We start from the raw sequence: 15,212 nt of genomic DNA, 5'->3' as shown, positions 1-15,212 counted from the left end.
ATGTAATTGAGCTATGCGCTCACTTTGGAAGCCTGCGAGACTTTGGGCCACGTGAATACAAACGCCGCGCCGCGCTGGCCATCCGACTCGACGTGGATGCTGCCGCGTTCTTCCTCAATGATTTTGCGCACGATGCTCAGGCCGATGCCCGTGCTTTCGGCCGTGTGCCGGTCGCGCAGGGTTTGGAACATGAGGAAGATTTTCTCGTGAAATTCGGGCGCAATGCCCGGCCCGTTGTCGGCTACGGTAAACTCATATGCTCGCTTGCGCTCGCGGCAGCTCACCGTGATGGTGCCCGCGCCGCGGTCGTGGTACTTTACGGCATTGCTGATGAGGTTGGTGAACACCTGCTGCAAGCTCAGTCGGTCGGTGGTGAGGGTGGGCAGGGTGGAAGCGAACTCCACTGTGAAATCAAGCGGCACGACCATTTCCACTACCTCGCTCACGAGCTGGTGCACGTTTACCTCCTCTAGCTGGTGCTGGGTGCGGCCCACGCGCGCGTACTGCAACAGCCCGTTGATGAGGTCTTCGAGCCGGCTCAGCCTCCCTTTCATCATGGCCAAATAGCTGCGCATCTGGTCGGAAAGCTCGTGCGAAAGCTCTTCCTCAATCCATTTCACCACTGTATTCACACCCCGCAGCGGCGCTTTCAGGTCGTGCGACGCTACGTAGGCAAACTGATCCAGTTCCTGATTGCGTTTTTCAAGGGCGCCAAATACTTCGTCCAGCGTCTGCGTCATGCGGTTCAGGGAGGTAGCGAGGTTGCCGAGGCTGTCCTTCTCCTTGTCCTTGATCTGAACAGAATAATCGCCCTGCACGACTTTATCGGCTAATTGCTCAATGATCTGGATACGGCGGTTAGTGTCGAGGTTAACTTGCTCTAATTCAGCCTGAAGTAGATCATTGGCCTTCACTTCCTGCGAAATCTTGCGGAAGAGCCACAGCACCGTGATGATCGCGATCACGGCCGAAATGATGATGGCAATGGGCGTGGTTTTCTCGTAAAAATCTTGGCCCGCGTTGCGTTGGTGCAGCAGGTCTTCTTCCGTGCTGCGCATGCGCTGAATCACGTCGCGGAGGCGGTTCAGCAGAGCCTGGTCGTTGGTCAGGAGCGCCCGTGCCGCATCAGCCGAAGGCTTCTTCTGGCGCCACTGGTTCAAGAATACTTTTTCTTCCTCGGTGATTTGCCTGAGGGTGTCTAAGCGACGTTGCTGCACTGGATTGTCGGCGGTAAGGCGCCGCAGCGAATCCAGATTGGCATCGGTACCGGAAACCGCGGCGCTGTAGGTGGCCAGATAAGAGCTGTCGTTGAGCAACAGGTAGCCACGCACCGAGCTTTGGCCGTCGCGCACGCGCATGCGCAAATCGGAGGTATGTTGCAGCACCTTGTAGGTGTGGCCCACCAGACGGGTGTAGTAGCCCAGCCGCTGAATACTGAAATAGGCGGCCAGCGAAGTGGCCAGCAGCACCGCCAAGGCAATGCTGAAGCCCAGCAGAATTTTTGTATTTAGCTTAAGGCGCATAGACCACAAACTTACGGCCTTTGGCCCGGAATCCGTTGGCTTGGCAGCGGCACCGTATCTTCGCGGCCGGTTTCCAATTCCTGCTCTATGCCTGCCGATCCGATTACCAGCCCGCAGAATCCGCGCATCAAAAACCTGTTGCGCCTGCAGCAAAAGCCTGCCGAACGCCGCCAGCAAGACCTGACCATCATCGAGGGCTACCGCGAGCTGACCATTGCCCACCAGGCGGGCATCGAGGTAAAAGCGCTGTTTCTGTGCCCTGATCTTGCAACGCCCACGCAACAGCATGACTTGCAGCAACTTCTGGGGCCGGCGGTAGTGCAATTTGAAGTGTCGAAAGCCGTATTTGAGCGCGTGGCGTACCGCGAAGGATCTGATGGTGTGCTGGCGCTGGCGCGCCCGCCGCACCGCCGCTTAGCCGACTTAAAGCTGCCCGCAAACCCTTTGCTGCTTATTCTGGAAGCCGTCGAAAAGCCTGGCAACCTAGGCGCCGTGTTGCGCACTGCCGATGCTGCCCGCGTCGATGCCGTTATTGTTTGCGATCCGCGTACCGATCTCTACAACCCCAATGCCATTCGGGCCAGCATTGGCTGCGTGTTTACCAACCAATTGGTAGCCGCTTCCACCGACGAGGTATTGGTGTGGCTGCGGCAACACGGCATCCGGAGCTTCGCCACGACGCCCGCCGCTGAAAAGCTTTACACCGACATGGATTTTCGCGTGCCATCGGCCATCGTGATGGGCACCGAAGCCACTGGCCTCAGCGACCACTGGCTGCAAGCGGCCGACGAGCGCATCAAAATCCCGATGGCCGGCTACATCGATTCGCTCAACGTCAGTACCTGCACCGCCATCATGACCTTCGAGGCCGTGCGCCAACGCGGAAAATAAAATTACATAACTATTTGATTATTAAATATTTATGTAATTTCACTTTAAAACTTCGCCGTGACGGATAGGTTCGTCACGCGGCCTTCGAGCGGCGCCCAGAGTTGACGAAACGTAGGGTTGGTGCGGTCGCCGAGCACGATGTTTTCTTTGCGCGTGATGCGGTAATTGAGCAGATTTTCGGTGTTGAGCACGAAGGCCAATGGACCGGTAGCGTACCGTACCATAGCAGCCATGATGGGGTAGCCGGGCGTGGTAGTGCCGTCGTCGAGGTACTGCTTGCCAATGTAGGAGGCCTCGAGGCCGGCTCGCCAATGCTCGCTGAACTCGTACGTACCGACGCCGGCAAGCTTGTGGCGCGCGATCAGGCTCAGGTAAGGATTGGTGGTGTCGTAGCGCTTGCGAGCATCGGTGAAGACGTAGCCCAGGTATAGCTCTGTTTCGTCTTCCCGCATACGCACGTACGTTTCAAACCCACGCGTCAGGAAGGGCTTCGGCGCGTTGAAAAAGGTAATGAAGCCGGTCGTAGGGTCGAAGTTGAGCAGCAGCGGATGTTGAATGCGCGTCAGGAAAAACGACTGGTTGATAGTCAGCGAAAACTCCCCGTCGGTAAGCTGATAATTGAGATCCCAATTGGCGCCCGCCGATTGCTCGGCCCGCACTGTACTCGCAAAAGGCAGCACATGAGCGAAGTCACGCTCGTCGAGTTCATTCACGAAAAAAGACGGCGCTTTGTAGCCCAGTCCGCCACCCAGCCGCGACGAAACCCGCGCCGAAAATTTATATAGTGCACTGAGGCGCGGCAGCACAAACGTGCCGTAGCAGTTGTGGCGGTCGATGCGCAAACCGGTTTGCAGGTTAAACGCGGCAGTAAGCTTCCAGTCGTCCTGTACGAATATGCCCGGCGTCACGTAGTTGTAGGGGCGCAGTTGCAGGTCTGCAAGGTTGCGCGGGCGGAAGCTTTCGCCGGTTACGTTGGCGCCCAGCACCACATCGTGGTGGCCCGGCGAGCCGTTGCGGCGCAAATAGCTGCCTTCCGCGTAGTACGACAGTTGGCGGGCGTTGAGGCCGGTGGTGTTGGTGCGGGCAACGCGGCGAAAGTCGCTCGCGCTGCCTTTCAGGATGAGCTGATCGCCGCGTTCGGCGTTGGTAGTGCGCTCATAGCGGGCATCCACAGTGTTGCGCCACGATACGTTGGTGATGAAAAACTGGTGCTGCGAATCGGGTTTATCGTTCAGCACTTGCATGTCGCCGCCCTGTCGCTTTTCGTAAGTACTTGTGTATCCGATGATTACCTTGCTTATGTCATTTGGGTACAGAAAGAAGCGCGGGTGCACAGTCACGCTTCCCAAGCGCGGCACATCCGAAAAGTCATCGTGATTAACATCCACGCTCTGCTGCCGGGTGCCGCCTACAAATAGCGTGTACCCCACCTTGTCGTGGCGAGCGGAAAAATAGCCGTTGGCATTACTCTCGCACAGGGTACTCTGGTTGAGCAACAGCACATGTTCGGGCGCATTTTGCAGGGGCTCTTTTGAAATTAGGTTGATCATGCCCGCGATCGCGCCGCCGCCATACAGCGTCGACGAGGCGCCCTTGATGATTTCGACTTGGCGCAAATCCAGCGGCGGAATCTGCAGAATGCCGAAACTGCCCGCATAGCCGCCAAACAGCGGCAGACCGTCGCGCAGCAGCTGCGTGTATTTGCCCTGCAAGCCCTGAATGCGCAAATCGGCGTTGCCGGTGGTGGCCGAGGTAGGCTGCACCTGCATACTGGCCACGTCGCCGAGCAACGACACGATGTTGCCGGGTTTGAAACTGCCTTCCTCTTCGAGTTCTTCCGCGCCCAATACCTCCACCCGGGTCGGCAAATCCTCGATGCGCGAGTTGGTGCGCGTACTGGTCACCACGATTTCTTCCAACTCATTGGCATTGGGAGCGAGCAATACCAACAGCGACTCGCCGGGCGCTTGCGGCAGCGTCAGCCGCATCGTTTTGGCCTTGTAGCCCAACGAGGAAAAATCGAGTTGAACGATTTCCTCCGGTATATTTTCCAGCGTCACCTTGCCTTTTGCATCCGCGGAAGCGCCGTTGGCGGTGCCGTGCACGACAACTGTTGCGCCCACCAGAGCTTCGTGCGTCACGCTGTCGCGGACGATGGCGCGGCAAGTATTTTGACCAAAAGCAGCTGAGGCCGTAAGCCACAAAAACAGAAAAAATGGTAATTTTAAATACATAGGAAAGCAGGCTGAAGCAGCAAGGATGCGGCTGCTTGCATGAAGAATGCAGGAAGAATCAGACAGTGCGTTAGTGCCACTGCAAATCGCCCTGAAGCATGGTGCCTTTCACCGCGAACGCGTCATCAAACAGGCATAAGTCAGCCAGATAATGGGCTTGTAGCAGGCCTAGCTCATGATCTTGATGAATGACCCGTGCCGGATAAAGCGTAGCCATGCGCAGGCTTTCGGCTAGCGGGAGCCCTACGTGTTGCACGCAATTTTGCACGGCTTGCATAAGGGTCAGCGCCGAGCCGGCGAGCGTGCCGAGTTCATCCACAAACCGCTCGCCGTTGCGCCGAAACCGGTACGCGCCCTGCGTGCTTTCCTCCACGGCGTCGGTAATAAGGAACAGGCGTTCGCCCATGATTTTCTTGCTGATGCGAATGGCGGCAAAGTCGCAGTGCTGGCCGTCGGCAATGATGCTGGCGTGCGCCGATTCGGCATCGTACACCGCCCCAACCATTCCCGGCTCACGACTGCCCAACGGCGACATGGCGTTGAACAAATGCGTAGCCGCCGTAAATCCCTGCCGGAAGCCAGCCGTAGCCTGGGCATACGTCGCGTCAGAATGGCCCGCTGACAGCACGACGCCCGCTTCGCGTAATAACTGCACTACTTCCGGCGTAGCGACTTCCGGCGCCATCGTCATGATTCGAAGTGCACCTTGGCTAAGATTCAATAAATCAGTTACTTCTGAAGTTGTTGGCGCCTTAATGAATTCGGCTTGGTGCGCGCCTTTTTTGATGGGGTTGATGTAAGGCCCTTCTAAATGAATGCCCAGCAGTCCGTAAGGGCTTTGTTGGCGAAAGGCGTTGGCCGCTTCCAGCGCCGCCCGCATCATGGCGGGTGAGTTGGTGGGCATCGTTGCCAGAAAGCGGGTAGTACCTTGGCGCAGAATAGCTTGCTGCAAGCGAGCCAGTACTTCCACAGTCGGCTCGACGGAAAACAGCATACCTCCACCGCCGTAAATCTGCAAGTCGATCAGGCCGGGAGCTACGTTGAGCCCGTGGGCATCGGTGCGCGGTATGTCGGCAGGCAGGTCGGTGCTGGGCAATACGGCTTCAATGCGTTCGTCGCGGAGTAGCAGCGCGTGCTGAGGCAGCACCGCGGTGCCGGTATACAGGGTGCAATTGGTAAGAGCGTGGCGCATCCGGAATCGAAGGGTAGGGAGAATACGTAAGCGATCAGGGCCAAAACTACGACGTTGGCGCGCAGTGTATTCTTTTCTGGCTATTCGCAATTGCTTCACTCCATGGTTGAGCACCGCACCTTTCGCATTCATGGCCGCGTGCAGGGCGTTTTCTTTCGCCAATCCACGCAGAAGGAAGCCCAAAAATTAGGCCTCACCGGTTACGTCCGCAACGAGCCCGATGATACCGTCTGGATAGAGGCTGAGGGCCCAACGGAAGCTTTGGACGCCTTGGCACAGTGGTGCCATAAAGGTCCGCCCGCCGCCCGAGTGGACAGGGTAGACGTGCAGTTGGGTGCCGTGCAGCATTATGCCGACTTTAAAGTGCAGCGATGATGTTTTAGGTATTTGTATAAATAATTGATTATTAGATATTTATGATACTAAAAAGTAACGAAAAAGGCCCGGCGTAAGCCGGGCCTTTTTCTTAAGCTATCTAGTTGCAGATGAATTAATCGCTGCTCTTCGACGAGCGCAACCGCTCATTTTCGTCCAGCAAAATTTTACGCATCCGCACCGATTTTGGCGTTACTTCCAGGTACTCATCCTTCTGGATGTATTCCATGGCTTCTTCCAGCGAGAACTGGCGCTTGGGCACAATCTTCGCGTTTTCATCTGAGCCGGAAGCACGCATGTTCGTGAGCTTCTTGCCTTTCTGGATATTGATAGTCAAGTCGTTGGGGCGGGTGTGCTCGCCGATTACCTGACCAGCATACACATCCTCACCCGGATCAACGAAGAACTGGCCGCGGTCCTGTAGTTTGTCGATGGTGTAAGCCGTTCCAGGACCGGTTTCCAGCGAGATCAGCGAACCTGCGATACGGCCCGGAATCGGACCTTTGTGCGGCTCGTAGCTCTGGAAGCGGTGGTTCATGATGGCCTCACCTGCGGTAGCCGTCAGCATGTTGTTACGCAAGCCAATCAAGCCACGAGCCGGAATGTTGAATTCCAAGTGCTGCAAGTCGCCTTTCGGCTCCATGATGGTCAGTTCGCCTTTACGCGCCGACACCAGCTCGATTACTTTACCCGAAGTTTCTTCCGGCACGTCTACTACCAAGTGCTCGATCGGCTCGAGACGCTGGCCATTTTCTTCTTTGAACAGCACCTGCGGCTGACCTACTTGCAGCTCGAAGCCTTCGCGGCGCATCGTTTCGATGAGAACCGACAAGTGAAGAATACCGCGGCCGTATACCAGGAAGGTGTCTTCTTTGTCGGTGGGCTCAACGCGCAGGGCGAGGTTTTTCTCGGTCTCTTTGTACAAGCGGTCGCGCAAATGGCGCGAGGTTACAAACTTGCCTTCTTTACCAAAGAAAGGCGAGTTGTTGATCGTGAAAAGCATGTTCATCGTCGGCTCATCAATGCTGATGGTCGGCAATGCTTCTGGATTCTCGGCATCGGCAAGGGTGTCGCCGATATCGAAGCCTTCAATACCCGTTACCGCGCAGATTTCGCCCGAGCTAACTTCCGAAACCTTGTTCCGGCCGAGACCTTCAAAAACGTGAAGCTCTTTGATCTTAACTTTCTTGATGCTGCCGTCGCGCTTGCACAGGCTCATGTTAGCACCTTCTTTCAGCGTACCGCGGTGCACGCGACCAATCGCGATACGACCCACGAAAGCCGAGTAGTCGAGCGAAGTAACCTGCATCTGCGGGGTGCCTTCTGCGGTAGGAGCCGCCGGAATTTCCGACACGATGGCGTCAAGCAAAGGGACCAGGTTGTCGGTCTTCTGTTTCCAGTCGCGCGACATCCAGCCCTGCTTCGACGAGCCGTACAGCGTCACGAAGTCAAGCTGATCTTCTGAAGCACCGAGGTTGAACATCAGGTCGAAAACCTGCTCGTGCACCTCATCAGGACGGCAGTTTTCCTTGTCTACTTTGTTTACGACCACGATAGGCTTCAGACCTAAGTCGATGGCTTTGCCCAGCACGAAACGCGTCTGGGGCATGGCGCCTTCGAAGGCGTCGACGAGTAGCAATACGCCGTCGGCCATCTTCAACACGCGCTCTACCTCGCCGCCAAAGTCGGCGTGACCAGGAGTGTCGATGACGTTGATTTTTACGTCTTTATAACGCACCGACATGTTTTTGGAAACGATGGTGATTCCTCGTTCCCGCTCCAAGTCGTTATTGTCAAGAATAAGATCGTCGAAGTGTTGATGTTCGTCGAATATTTTCGAAGCGTGGATAATCTTGTCCACGAGCGTAGTCTTGCCGTGGTCAACGTGCGCAATGATTGCGATGTTCCGGATGTTCTGCATACAAAGGGTTTTGCGGGCGCAAAGGTACGCATTTATCAGCGCAAAAGCCCGCAGTATTAAAATGTTAACTCACTGTGGCTTAAATCCTCGGCAAGCGCCGCGATCCGAACTCTAGTCCAGCTGCGTATGTTGCAACACAGAGCAGCTATATAGTTGTTCCTTATGCTCTCACAGACTTTCATCAATTTCATGTTCATGCGCTCATCTTTGCTGATTTTGTTGGTATCGGGCATCACGTTGAGTACCGCTTGCTCGCAAAAAAAAGGACAAACCGTAGCCGTTGAGAAATCCTTGGCCTCCACTATGCCTTCGGTCTCGGCCAAAGCCTATCCGAAGCCCAAGCTCGTTACGGGCAAGCCCGGCGAGTTTCCAGTGCACAAAACCGACGCGGAGTGGCGCAAGCAACTCACGCCGGCCCAATATTTTATCCTGCGCGAGCAGGGCACCGAGCGCGCATTTGCCAATAAGTATTTCGACAACCACGAAAAGGGCAACTACTACTGCGCCGCCGACCACAACCTGCTCTTTTCTTCCGACACGAAGTTTGAATCGGGGACGGGTTGGCCGAGCTTCTGGGCTCCGGCAACTGAAAATAGCCTGAAGGTAACTGCCGACAACAGCTATGGCATGAGCCGCGACGAATTGGTATGTGCCAAGTGTGGCGGCCACCTGGGCCATGTTTTCGACGATGGCCCCAAGCCTACAGGGGAGCGCTATTGCATGGATTCGGACGGCATGATATTCGAGAAAACGAAGTAGCCAATCGCAGCTCCGATTTAGGGCGGCCCGTTGGCAAATTTTTGCCGACGGGCCGTTTCGTTTGTTATATAAATAAGTCTGATTGATGAAGGCGCGCAATTAAACTAACCTCCGGCCAGGGTTAAGCGTTTTACAGAAGCTGACTTGCTCCGGGTTTGCTCTAAGAATGGCGAAATGATAAATAATTATAAATCAAGTATTTACGGTTTAGGGCTACTCGTCGGCCTCGGCTTGCTAACAAGCTGCACGGCTACCGAAGGAACCGCCGCCGAATCGGATCAGCCGCGCGTGCCCAGCGAAATCCGCAACGATGCCGATCGCAAAGCCGCTTACAACAGCAATGCCGGCTACGGCGGCTCCGTACCTGACGCCACGCCGGGACGCGTGCCCATTCGCGAGCAAGCCAGCGGCACCAACGCCCGGCAGCGCCCCGAAAGCGTGAACACTAATAACCCCAACACAACCACGCAGGAAACGCGCCTGCGCCGCCTCAACGACGCACCCCTCGATACTACCCGGCGGCCTTAAAAACCGAAGCCCGACCACTTTCTCGTGATCGGGCTTCGCAAAGGATTTTCAGCGGGTTGTTTTACGCGTTGTTGTCGGAAGTGCTGGCGTTATCTGTGGAGCCCGAAGTTGTATCGGTAGTGGCTCCGTTGGTCGAGGGGCTACCCGTACGGCGCGGCGCGGCGGCCGGAGTCGTCCGTGAGGCGTTGCTCGGCCGGCCTCGGCGGGCGGCGGGTTCAACTACTTGAGCCCGACTCATTGGCACCGGACGTGCAGGGCGAATGGTGGGCGCCGGGCGCGAACTCACGGCAGCCGGACGTTTGGGGGTGGCAGGCGCCGTCAGGGTGATGCCGCTTTCCGATTCGGTAGAGATGCTATCCGAGCCCGCAGGCGTGGCGGCGTCATTTTGCTGCACAATGTTGTACAAAGCTTGCTCAAACAACCGTTGCGTTTCGATATCCAGACGTTGGGTAGCTTCTTTTACCACCTCTTTTAGCTTGGCTTTTGTTTCTTTGCGAATGCGCTTTACCACCTCCTTCATGCGGTTGTCGAGCTCTTTCTGCAACTGTTTGGCTGCCGATTTAAGGGCTTTTTTATGCCCCGCTCGCTTTAGGGTTCGGGCGTCCGTCATGATGTTGGAAGCACGGGCAGCTGCCTTTGCCGCTTTGCGTTGGGCCTTCAGCGCAGGGTCTTTCGGGGCCTTAGTTTCGGATTGCTCCTGGTCGGCTTTTTTCATGATTGAAAATAGAGTTAAATGATTTATTAACAACAAATTAGCGCGCCGTCAATTGCGTTTTGCTTTACAAAATCAGGTGGCAGGTTTGCGCACCATCCAGTGAATCGCTTATACGGGAGTTCCTGCTTTTCCTTGTTCCTTTACGCCTAATTAAGCAGAACAGCTAATTCCGCTCTGCTTCTTTAATTTACCTTTTTGCTCTTTCCCTTTCTCATGCAGTCTGATCCTCAACGTTATACAGTTACGGCAGCCTTGCCCTACGCCAACGGTCCGGTACATATCGGGCATTTGGCCGGCGTGTATTTGCCTGCCGATATTTATGTGCGCTACCTGCGCGCTGCGGGGCGCGATGTCAAGTTTATTTGCGGCTCCGATGAACACGGCGTGCCTATTACCATTCGGGCGCAAAAGGAAGGTGTTACGCCTCAGCAAGTTGTCGATAAATACCATGCGCTAATTCGCGATTCTTTCGTTGATTTCGGAGTATCATTTGATATTTATTCGCGCACTTCTTCTGCTACGCACCGCGAAGTTTCCAGCGGCTTTTTTCTCAAGTTATATAACGATGGAAAATTCGTTGAACAGACTTCGCAGCAGTATTACGACGAAAAAGCCGATCAATTTTTGGCCGATCGCTACATCGTGGGCACGTGCCCAAATTGTGGCAACGAAAATGCTTACGGCGACCAATGCGAAAAATGCGGCTCGTCGTTGAGCCCAACCGAATTAATTAATCCGCGCAGCATGCTCAGCGGCAACCAGCCGGTACTGCGCGACACCAAGCACTGGTATCTGCCGCTCGATCAGTACGAACCGTGGCTGCGCGAGTGGATTATCGAAGGCCACAAAGGCGACTGGAAAGCCAACGTTTACGGGCAGTGCAAATCGTGGATTGATCAAGGCTTGCATCCGCGGGCGGTCACGCGCGACCTCGATTGGGGGGTGCCCGTGCCAGTACCGGGCGCCGAAGGGAAAGTGCTCTACGTCTGGTTTGACGCGCCCATTGGCTACATTTCCGCCACCAAAGATTTATTGCCTGATACTTGGGAAACCTATTGGAAAGACAGTGGCACCAAGCTGGTGCATTTTATCGGAAAGGATAATATTGTCTTTCACTGCATTATTTTCCCGGCCATGCTCAAGGCGCACGGCGAGTATATTCTGCCCGATAATGTGCCAGCCAACGAATTTCTAAACCTCGAAGGCGATAAGATTTCGACTTCGCGCAACTGGGCCGTGTGGTTGCACGAATATTTGCAGGATTTTCCGGGTAAAGCCGATGTATTGCGCTACGTATTGTGCGCCAACGCCCCCGAAACCAAGGATAACGATTTCACCTGGAAAGATTTCCAAGCACGGAACAACAACGAATTGCTGGCTACGTTTGGCAACTTCGTAAACCGCGCCGTGGTGCTCACACACAAATACTTCGGCGGCAAAATTCCGGCGCGCAATGAGCTGACAGATTTCGATCAGGAAGTGCTGCAGCAGCTCAGCGAATTTCCAACGCGCATCGGGCAATTAATCGATAATTATCGCTTCCGCGATGCGTTAGCCGAATTGCTGAATCTGGCGCGTTTGGGCAATAAATACCTGGCCGATACTGAGCCGTGGAAACTCATCAAAACCGATGAATCGCGTGTAGCGACCATACTCAATATTGCGTTGCAAATCACAGCCAGCCTTACCACGCTAGTAGAGCCATTTTTGCCTGCTACATCGGCCAAACTGGAGGCCATGCTGCAAATTGAAAAAACGGCTTGGTACGCCGCTGGCAACCCCGATGCGCTGCCCGCCGGGCATCAAGTGGGGGAGGCTTTCCTGCTTTTCGATAAAATCGAAGATGCGACCGTTGAAGCGCAGGTGCAGAAATTGCTCGATACAAAAAAGGCCAATCAACTAGCCAGCGCGCCTGTAACGCCCGCTAAGGAAAACGTATCGTTTGATGATTTCTCGCGCATGGATTTGCGCATCGGGACAATTATTGCCGCCGAAAAAGTAGCCAAAACCAAAAAGCTGCTCAAGCTTACCATCGATACCGGTCTGGATGAGCGCACCATCGTCAGTGGCATCGCCGAATTCTTTATTCCCGAAGCACTCGTTGGTCAGCAGGTAATGGTATTGCTCAATTTGGCTCCGCGCGAAATCAAAGGCATCGAATCGCAGGGTATGTTGCTGCTGGCCGAAAATGCCGACGGTTCGTTGGCATTAATGCAGCCCGGGCAGCAAACTCGCAATGGTAGTGTTGTTTTATAACTGATTGATAATTAATTAGTTATAAAATAAATAATTCTGGCTGCTGCGTTGAATAAATTTCAATGCAGCAGCCAGAATTATTTTACATTGACCACATTCATGGCCCGCTCTATGCCCAGCGCACCGAACGTAAGTACAGCATCCGCGGCTTTTTCAATGCGCAACGGCAACTCGATTTGTTCGTCGGGCGAAAAAGGGTCCAGCACGTAATCTACCTGCCGGCCTTTCGGAAAATTTGCATCCACGCCGAAGCGCAATCGGGCATATTCGTCGGTGCCGAGCGTTTCCTGAATGTGTTTCAAGCCGTTATGGCCACCTGCCGAGCCTTTGCCTTTCAGCCGTAATTTGCCAAAAGGCAGCGCCAAATCATCAGTCACCACCAGCATTTGCGACACCGGAATTTTCAGGGCGCTTAAATAATGTGCGGCGGCTTTGCCGCTCAGATTCATGTAGGTAGTGGGCTTCACCAGCGTAAAGCTTTTGCCTTTCGACTTAATTTCGGTGACAAAAGCATGGCGTCCAATTTCGAAACGCGCATCGTGCTTGGCCGCCAGGTAATCGGCAACCATAAAGCCGATGTTGTGGCGCGTATCGGCATACTCAGGGCCGATATTTCCCAGAGCCATCACAAGGAATTTCATATCACTGCTTTTTCGAATTAATGGGGAGATACGGGCTCCGGGACAGAAACAACGTCTCGAATGTATGCTTCACAAAAAAGGCCGCCCTGAAAGAGCGGCCTTTTGAGTTTGGGCGAATCGGCTGCAAAATTACGCGGCCAATTTCTCCCAAAAGTATTGATGCTATTTCTCGGCAGCCATCTGGCCTTTCAGCGCACGTGGGATGGTTACGGTAGCGATAGGAGCCAAGGGGTTGGTCAGGATGGTGTAGTTGGTAGGCTGCACCTTGTTTACCTTGATCGACTTGCCTAGTTCGAGATCCGAGATGTTAACTTCTACGAAGTCGGGCAGGTTCTCGGGCGTAGCCTTTACTTTCAGCTTACGCAACTTCGACACCAGTTTGCCACCTTGCTGTACGCCGGGCGAAACACCAATGAACTTCACGGGGATGTCCATCTTGACTTCTTTGCCGCCTTCCAGCTCGAGGAAGTCAACGTGCAGCAGCATTTCGTTTACGGGGTGGAACTGGGCATCCTGTACAATGGCGCGGTACATCGTGCCTTCTACGTTCAGGTCCACGATGTGAACTTCGGGCGTGTACAGCAGTTCGCGGAAGAGAATAGCAGGAGCCGAAAAGTGAACTTGCTCTTTGCCACCGTACAATACGCACGGTACATAAGAATCAAGACGTAACTGCTTTGCATCTTTCTTGCCGAGATTCGCTCTTTTAAACCCTACAACCTCTAAGCTTTTCATAAAAAGTGTGTTTGAATATTCCGTTGCCCTGACCATCAGGGCAAATCGGGCCGCAAAGATAAGCGGTTTGTTTTATATTCGGAAGGTCAGATCGATTCTGCCTAGTAACGAGGCCGAAACGGTACTCCTAAATGAACAGCGAACTGATGGACTCGTGCGTCACCACATTGCGGATGGCCCGGGCAAAGAGGTCCGCTAGGGAAATGACCCGGATTTTATCATTCTGCTGCCGCAACGGAATTGTATCGGACACCACCAGCTCCTGAAGCGCCGAAGCCCGGATGCGGTCGTGCGCGGGGCCACTCAGAATAGCGTGTGTAATGACAGCACGTACCGATTTGGCGCCGCGCTCCATGAGCAAATCAGCCGCTTTGCAGATGGTGCCGGCCGTGTCCACAATGTCATCTACTAATACCACGTCCTGGCCCGTTACATCGCCGATCACCTGCATGGAAGCGATCTCATTAGCCCGCAAACGCGTCTTGTCACATACCACGATCTCGGCGCCGAAGCGCTTGGCGAAAGCCCGCGTACGCACCACGCCGCCCACGTCGGGCGATGCGAAGATGAGGTTTTCCAAGTTCAGCGACTTGATATACGGCACGAACATCGCGGCACCATCTAAGTGGTCAACCGGAATGTCAAAGAAGCCCTGAATCTGGCCAGCGTGCAGGTCGCAGGTCATAAGCCGGTCAGTGCCAACACTTTGTATAAAATCGGCTACTACCTTGGCCCCGATGCTGACGCGCGGCTTGTCTTTGCGGTCCTGACGGGCGTAGCCGTAATACGGCATCACGATATTCACCGATTCGGCCGAGGCGCGCTTGGCCGCGTCTACCATCAGCATCAGTTCCATGAGGTTTTCGGCAGGCGGAAAGGTGCTCTGAATCAGAAACACCGCACAACCACGCACGCTTTCGTTGAAGCTAGGGCCTAATTCCGTATCGGCGAAGCGCTGAATGCTCAGGTCACCGAGGGGGGTTCCGAATGCGTCGGCAATCCGAGCCGACAGTTCGGGATTAGAATTGCCGGCAAAAATTTTAACCTGTGGAGCCATGGTAAGGGAAGTAAAGGATGAGGACTGCAAAGAGGAATTGAGCGGCTCCGGGAAAATCGCGGAAACCCAATTTAGCGAAGGAGTAGGCCAAACCAAAAAGCGAAAGGCGCCGGACTTCCTTTTCGAGGAAGATCCAGCGCCTTTCGCGTTACTTAACCAGTTGTCCGACCAGGGCTCGAACCTGGACTTTCTTGAATCAAAATCAAGCGTGTTGCCAGTTACACCATCGGACAAAATACCCATCAGCTGTGCCGTTTGGGTGTGCAAATGTACGACGGGTTTAATTCAAGGCAAATTTTGCAGCAAAAATTTTTTCCGCTTCCACCGCACCTATTGTGCACGGATGGGGTTTTTGCGGGGCTGAATCCCTGATTTTCAGCACTTC

At 54.6% G+C, this 15,212-nt stretch carries 13 protein-coding genes and 1 tRNA gene; 5 read left to right on the top strand and 9 right to left on the bottom strand.

The annotated features are described in order from the left end of the window. Positions 1-11 precede the first annotated feature (11 nt). Positions 12-1,523, bottom strand: a complete 1,512-nt coding sequence (locus FHG12_RS04540) for a sensor histidine kinase (RefSeq protein ID WP_139514596.1) — start codon at positions 1,521-1,523, stop codon at positions 12-14. Between the two features lie 87 nt (positions 1,524-1,610). On the opposite strand from FHG12_RS04540, the gene FHG12_RS04535 reads away from it, so the two are divergent. Continuing rightward, complete coding sequence (locus tag FHG12_RS04535; RefSeq protein ID WP_139514595.1) at positions 1,611-2,414, top strand: TrmH family RNA methyltransferase; 804 nt, start codon at positions 1,611-1,613, stop codon at positions 2,412-2,414. Between the two features lie 44 nt (positions 2,415-2,458). On the opposite strand, the gene FHG12_RS04530 is transcribed toward FHG12_RS04535, so the two are convergent. Further along, complete coding sequence (locus tag FHG12_RS04530; RefSeq protein WP_139514594.1) at positions 2,459-4,648, bottom strand: TonB-dependent receptor; 2,190 nt, start codon at positions 4,646-4,648, stop codon at positions 2,459-2,461. A gap of 70 nt (positions 4,649-4,718) precedes the next feature. Further along, positions 4,719-5,840: an N-acetylglucosamine-6-phosphate deacetylase gene (gene nagA, locus FHG12_RS04525; protein ID WP_165699301.1), complete on the bottom strand. Its 1,122-nt coding sequence runs from the start codon at positions 5,838-5,840 to the stop codon at positions 4,719-4,721. Between the two features lie 102 nt (positions 5,841-5,942). Here nagA and FHG12_RS04520 point away from each other — a divergent pair, with 102 nt between their 5' ends. Next, entirely contained in the window at positions 5,943-6,215 is a 273-nt protein-coding gene (locus FHG12_RS04520) for an acylphosphatase (RefSeq protein ID WP_139514592.1), read from the top strand. 115 nt (positions 6,216-6,330) lie between these two features. On the opposite strand, the gene typA is transcribed toward FHG12_RS04520, so the two are convergent. After that, positions 6,331-8,136, bottom strand: coding sequence for a translational GTPase TypA (gene typA, locus FHG12_RS04515; RefSeq protein WP_139514591.1), 1,806 nt, complete (start codon positions 8,134-8,136; stop codon positions 6,331-6,333). 162 nt (positions 8,137-8,298) lie between these two features. On the opposite strand from typA, the gene msrB reads away from it, so the two are divergent. Together msrB and FHG12_RS04505 are read left to right on the top strand one after the other, a co-directional pair. After that, a complete protein-coding gene (gene msrB, locus FHG12_RS04510; RefSeq protein WP_230471289.1) occupies positions 8,299-8,895 on the top strand; it encodes a peptide-methionine (R)-S-oxide reductase MsrB in 597 nt (198 codons plus the stop codon). A gap of 174 nt (positions 8,896-9,069) precedes the next feature. Beyond that, positions 9,070-9,423: a hypothetical protein gene (locus FHG12_RS04505; protein WP_139514590.1), complete on the top strand. Its 354-nt coding sequence runs from the start codon at positions 9,070-9,072 to the stop codon at positions 9,421-9,423. 61 nt (positions 9,424-9,484) lie between these two features. Here FHG12_RS04505 and FHG12_RS04500 read toward each other — a convergent pair whose 3' ends face one another. Beyond that, on the bottom strand, positions 9,485-10,138 hold the full coding sequence (locus FHG12_RS04500) for a hypothetical protein (RefSeq protein WP_139514589.1): 654 nt from the start codon (positions 10,136-10,138) through the stop codon (positions 9,485-9,487). A 213-nt stretch (positions 10,139-10,351) separates the two neighbouring features. Here FHG12_RS04500 and metG point away from each other — a divergent pair, with 213 nt between their 5' ends. After that, positions 10,352-12,394: a methionine--tRNA ligase gene (metG, locus tag FHG12_RS04495; RefSeq protein WP_139514588.1), complete on the top strand. Its 2,043-nt coding sequence runs from the start codon at positions 10,352-10,354 to the stop codon at positions 12,392-12,394. A 77-nt stretch (positions 12,395-12,471) separates the two neighbouring features. Here metG and pth read toward each other — a convergent pair whose 3' ends face one another. The 4 genes from pth to FHG12_RS04475 all read right to left on the bottom strand — a co-directional run bounded on the left by pth (position 12,472) and on the right by FHG12_RS04475 (position 15,060). Further along, positions 12,472-13,035, bottom strand: a complete 564-nt coding sequence (gene pth, locus FHG12_RS04490; RefSeq protein WP_139514587.1) for an aminoacyl-tRNA hydrolase — start codon at positions 13,033-13,035, stop codon at positions 12,472-12,474. Between the two features lie 162 nt (positions 13,036-13,197). Next, positions 13,198-13,770 (bottom strand): 50S ribosomal protein L25/general stress protein Ctc, encoded by a 573-nt coding sequence (locus FHG12_RS04485; RefSeq protein ID WP_139514586.1) that lies wholly within the window; start codon positions 13,768-13,770, stop codon positions 13,198-13,200. A gap of 127 nt (positions 13,771-13,897) precedes the next feature. After that, the gene (locus FHG12_RS04480; protein WP_139514585.1) at positions 13,898-14,827 is read right to left on the bottom strand and encodes a ribose-phosphate pyrophosphokinase; all 930 of its coding nucleotides are present in this window, start codon (positions 14,825-14,827) and stop codon (positions 13,898-13,900) included. A gap of 160 nt (positions 14,828-14,987) precedes the next feature. Then, positions 14,988-15,060 (bottom strand) — tRNA-Gln (locus FHG12_RS04475). Between the last annotated feature and the right edge of the window lie 152 nt (positions 15,061-15,212).

It is taken from the genome of Hymenobacter jejuensis (assembly GCF_006337165.1).
Classification (GTDB): Bacteria; Bacteroidota; Bacteroidia; order Cytophagales; family Hymenobacteraceae; genus Hymenobacter; species Hymenobacter jejuensis.
The sequence above is the reverse complement of the archived record's forward strand: the minus strand, read 5'-3'. Positions and strand labels throughout refer to the sequence as shown.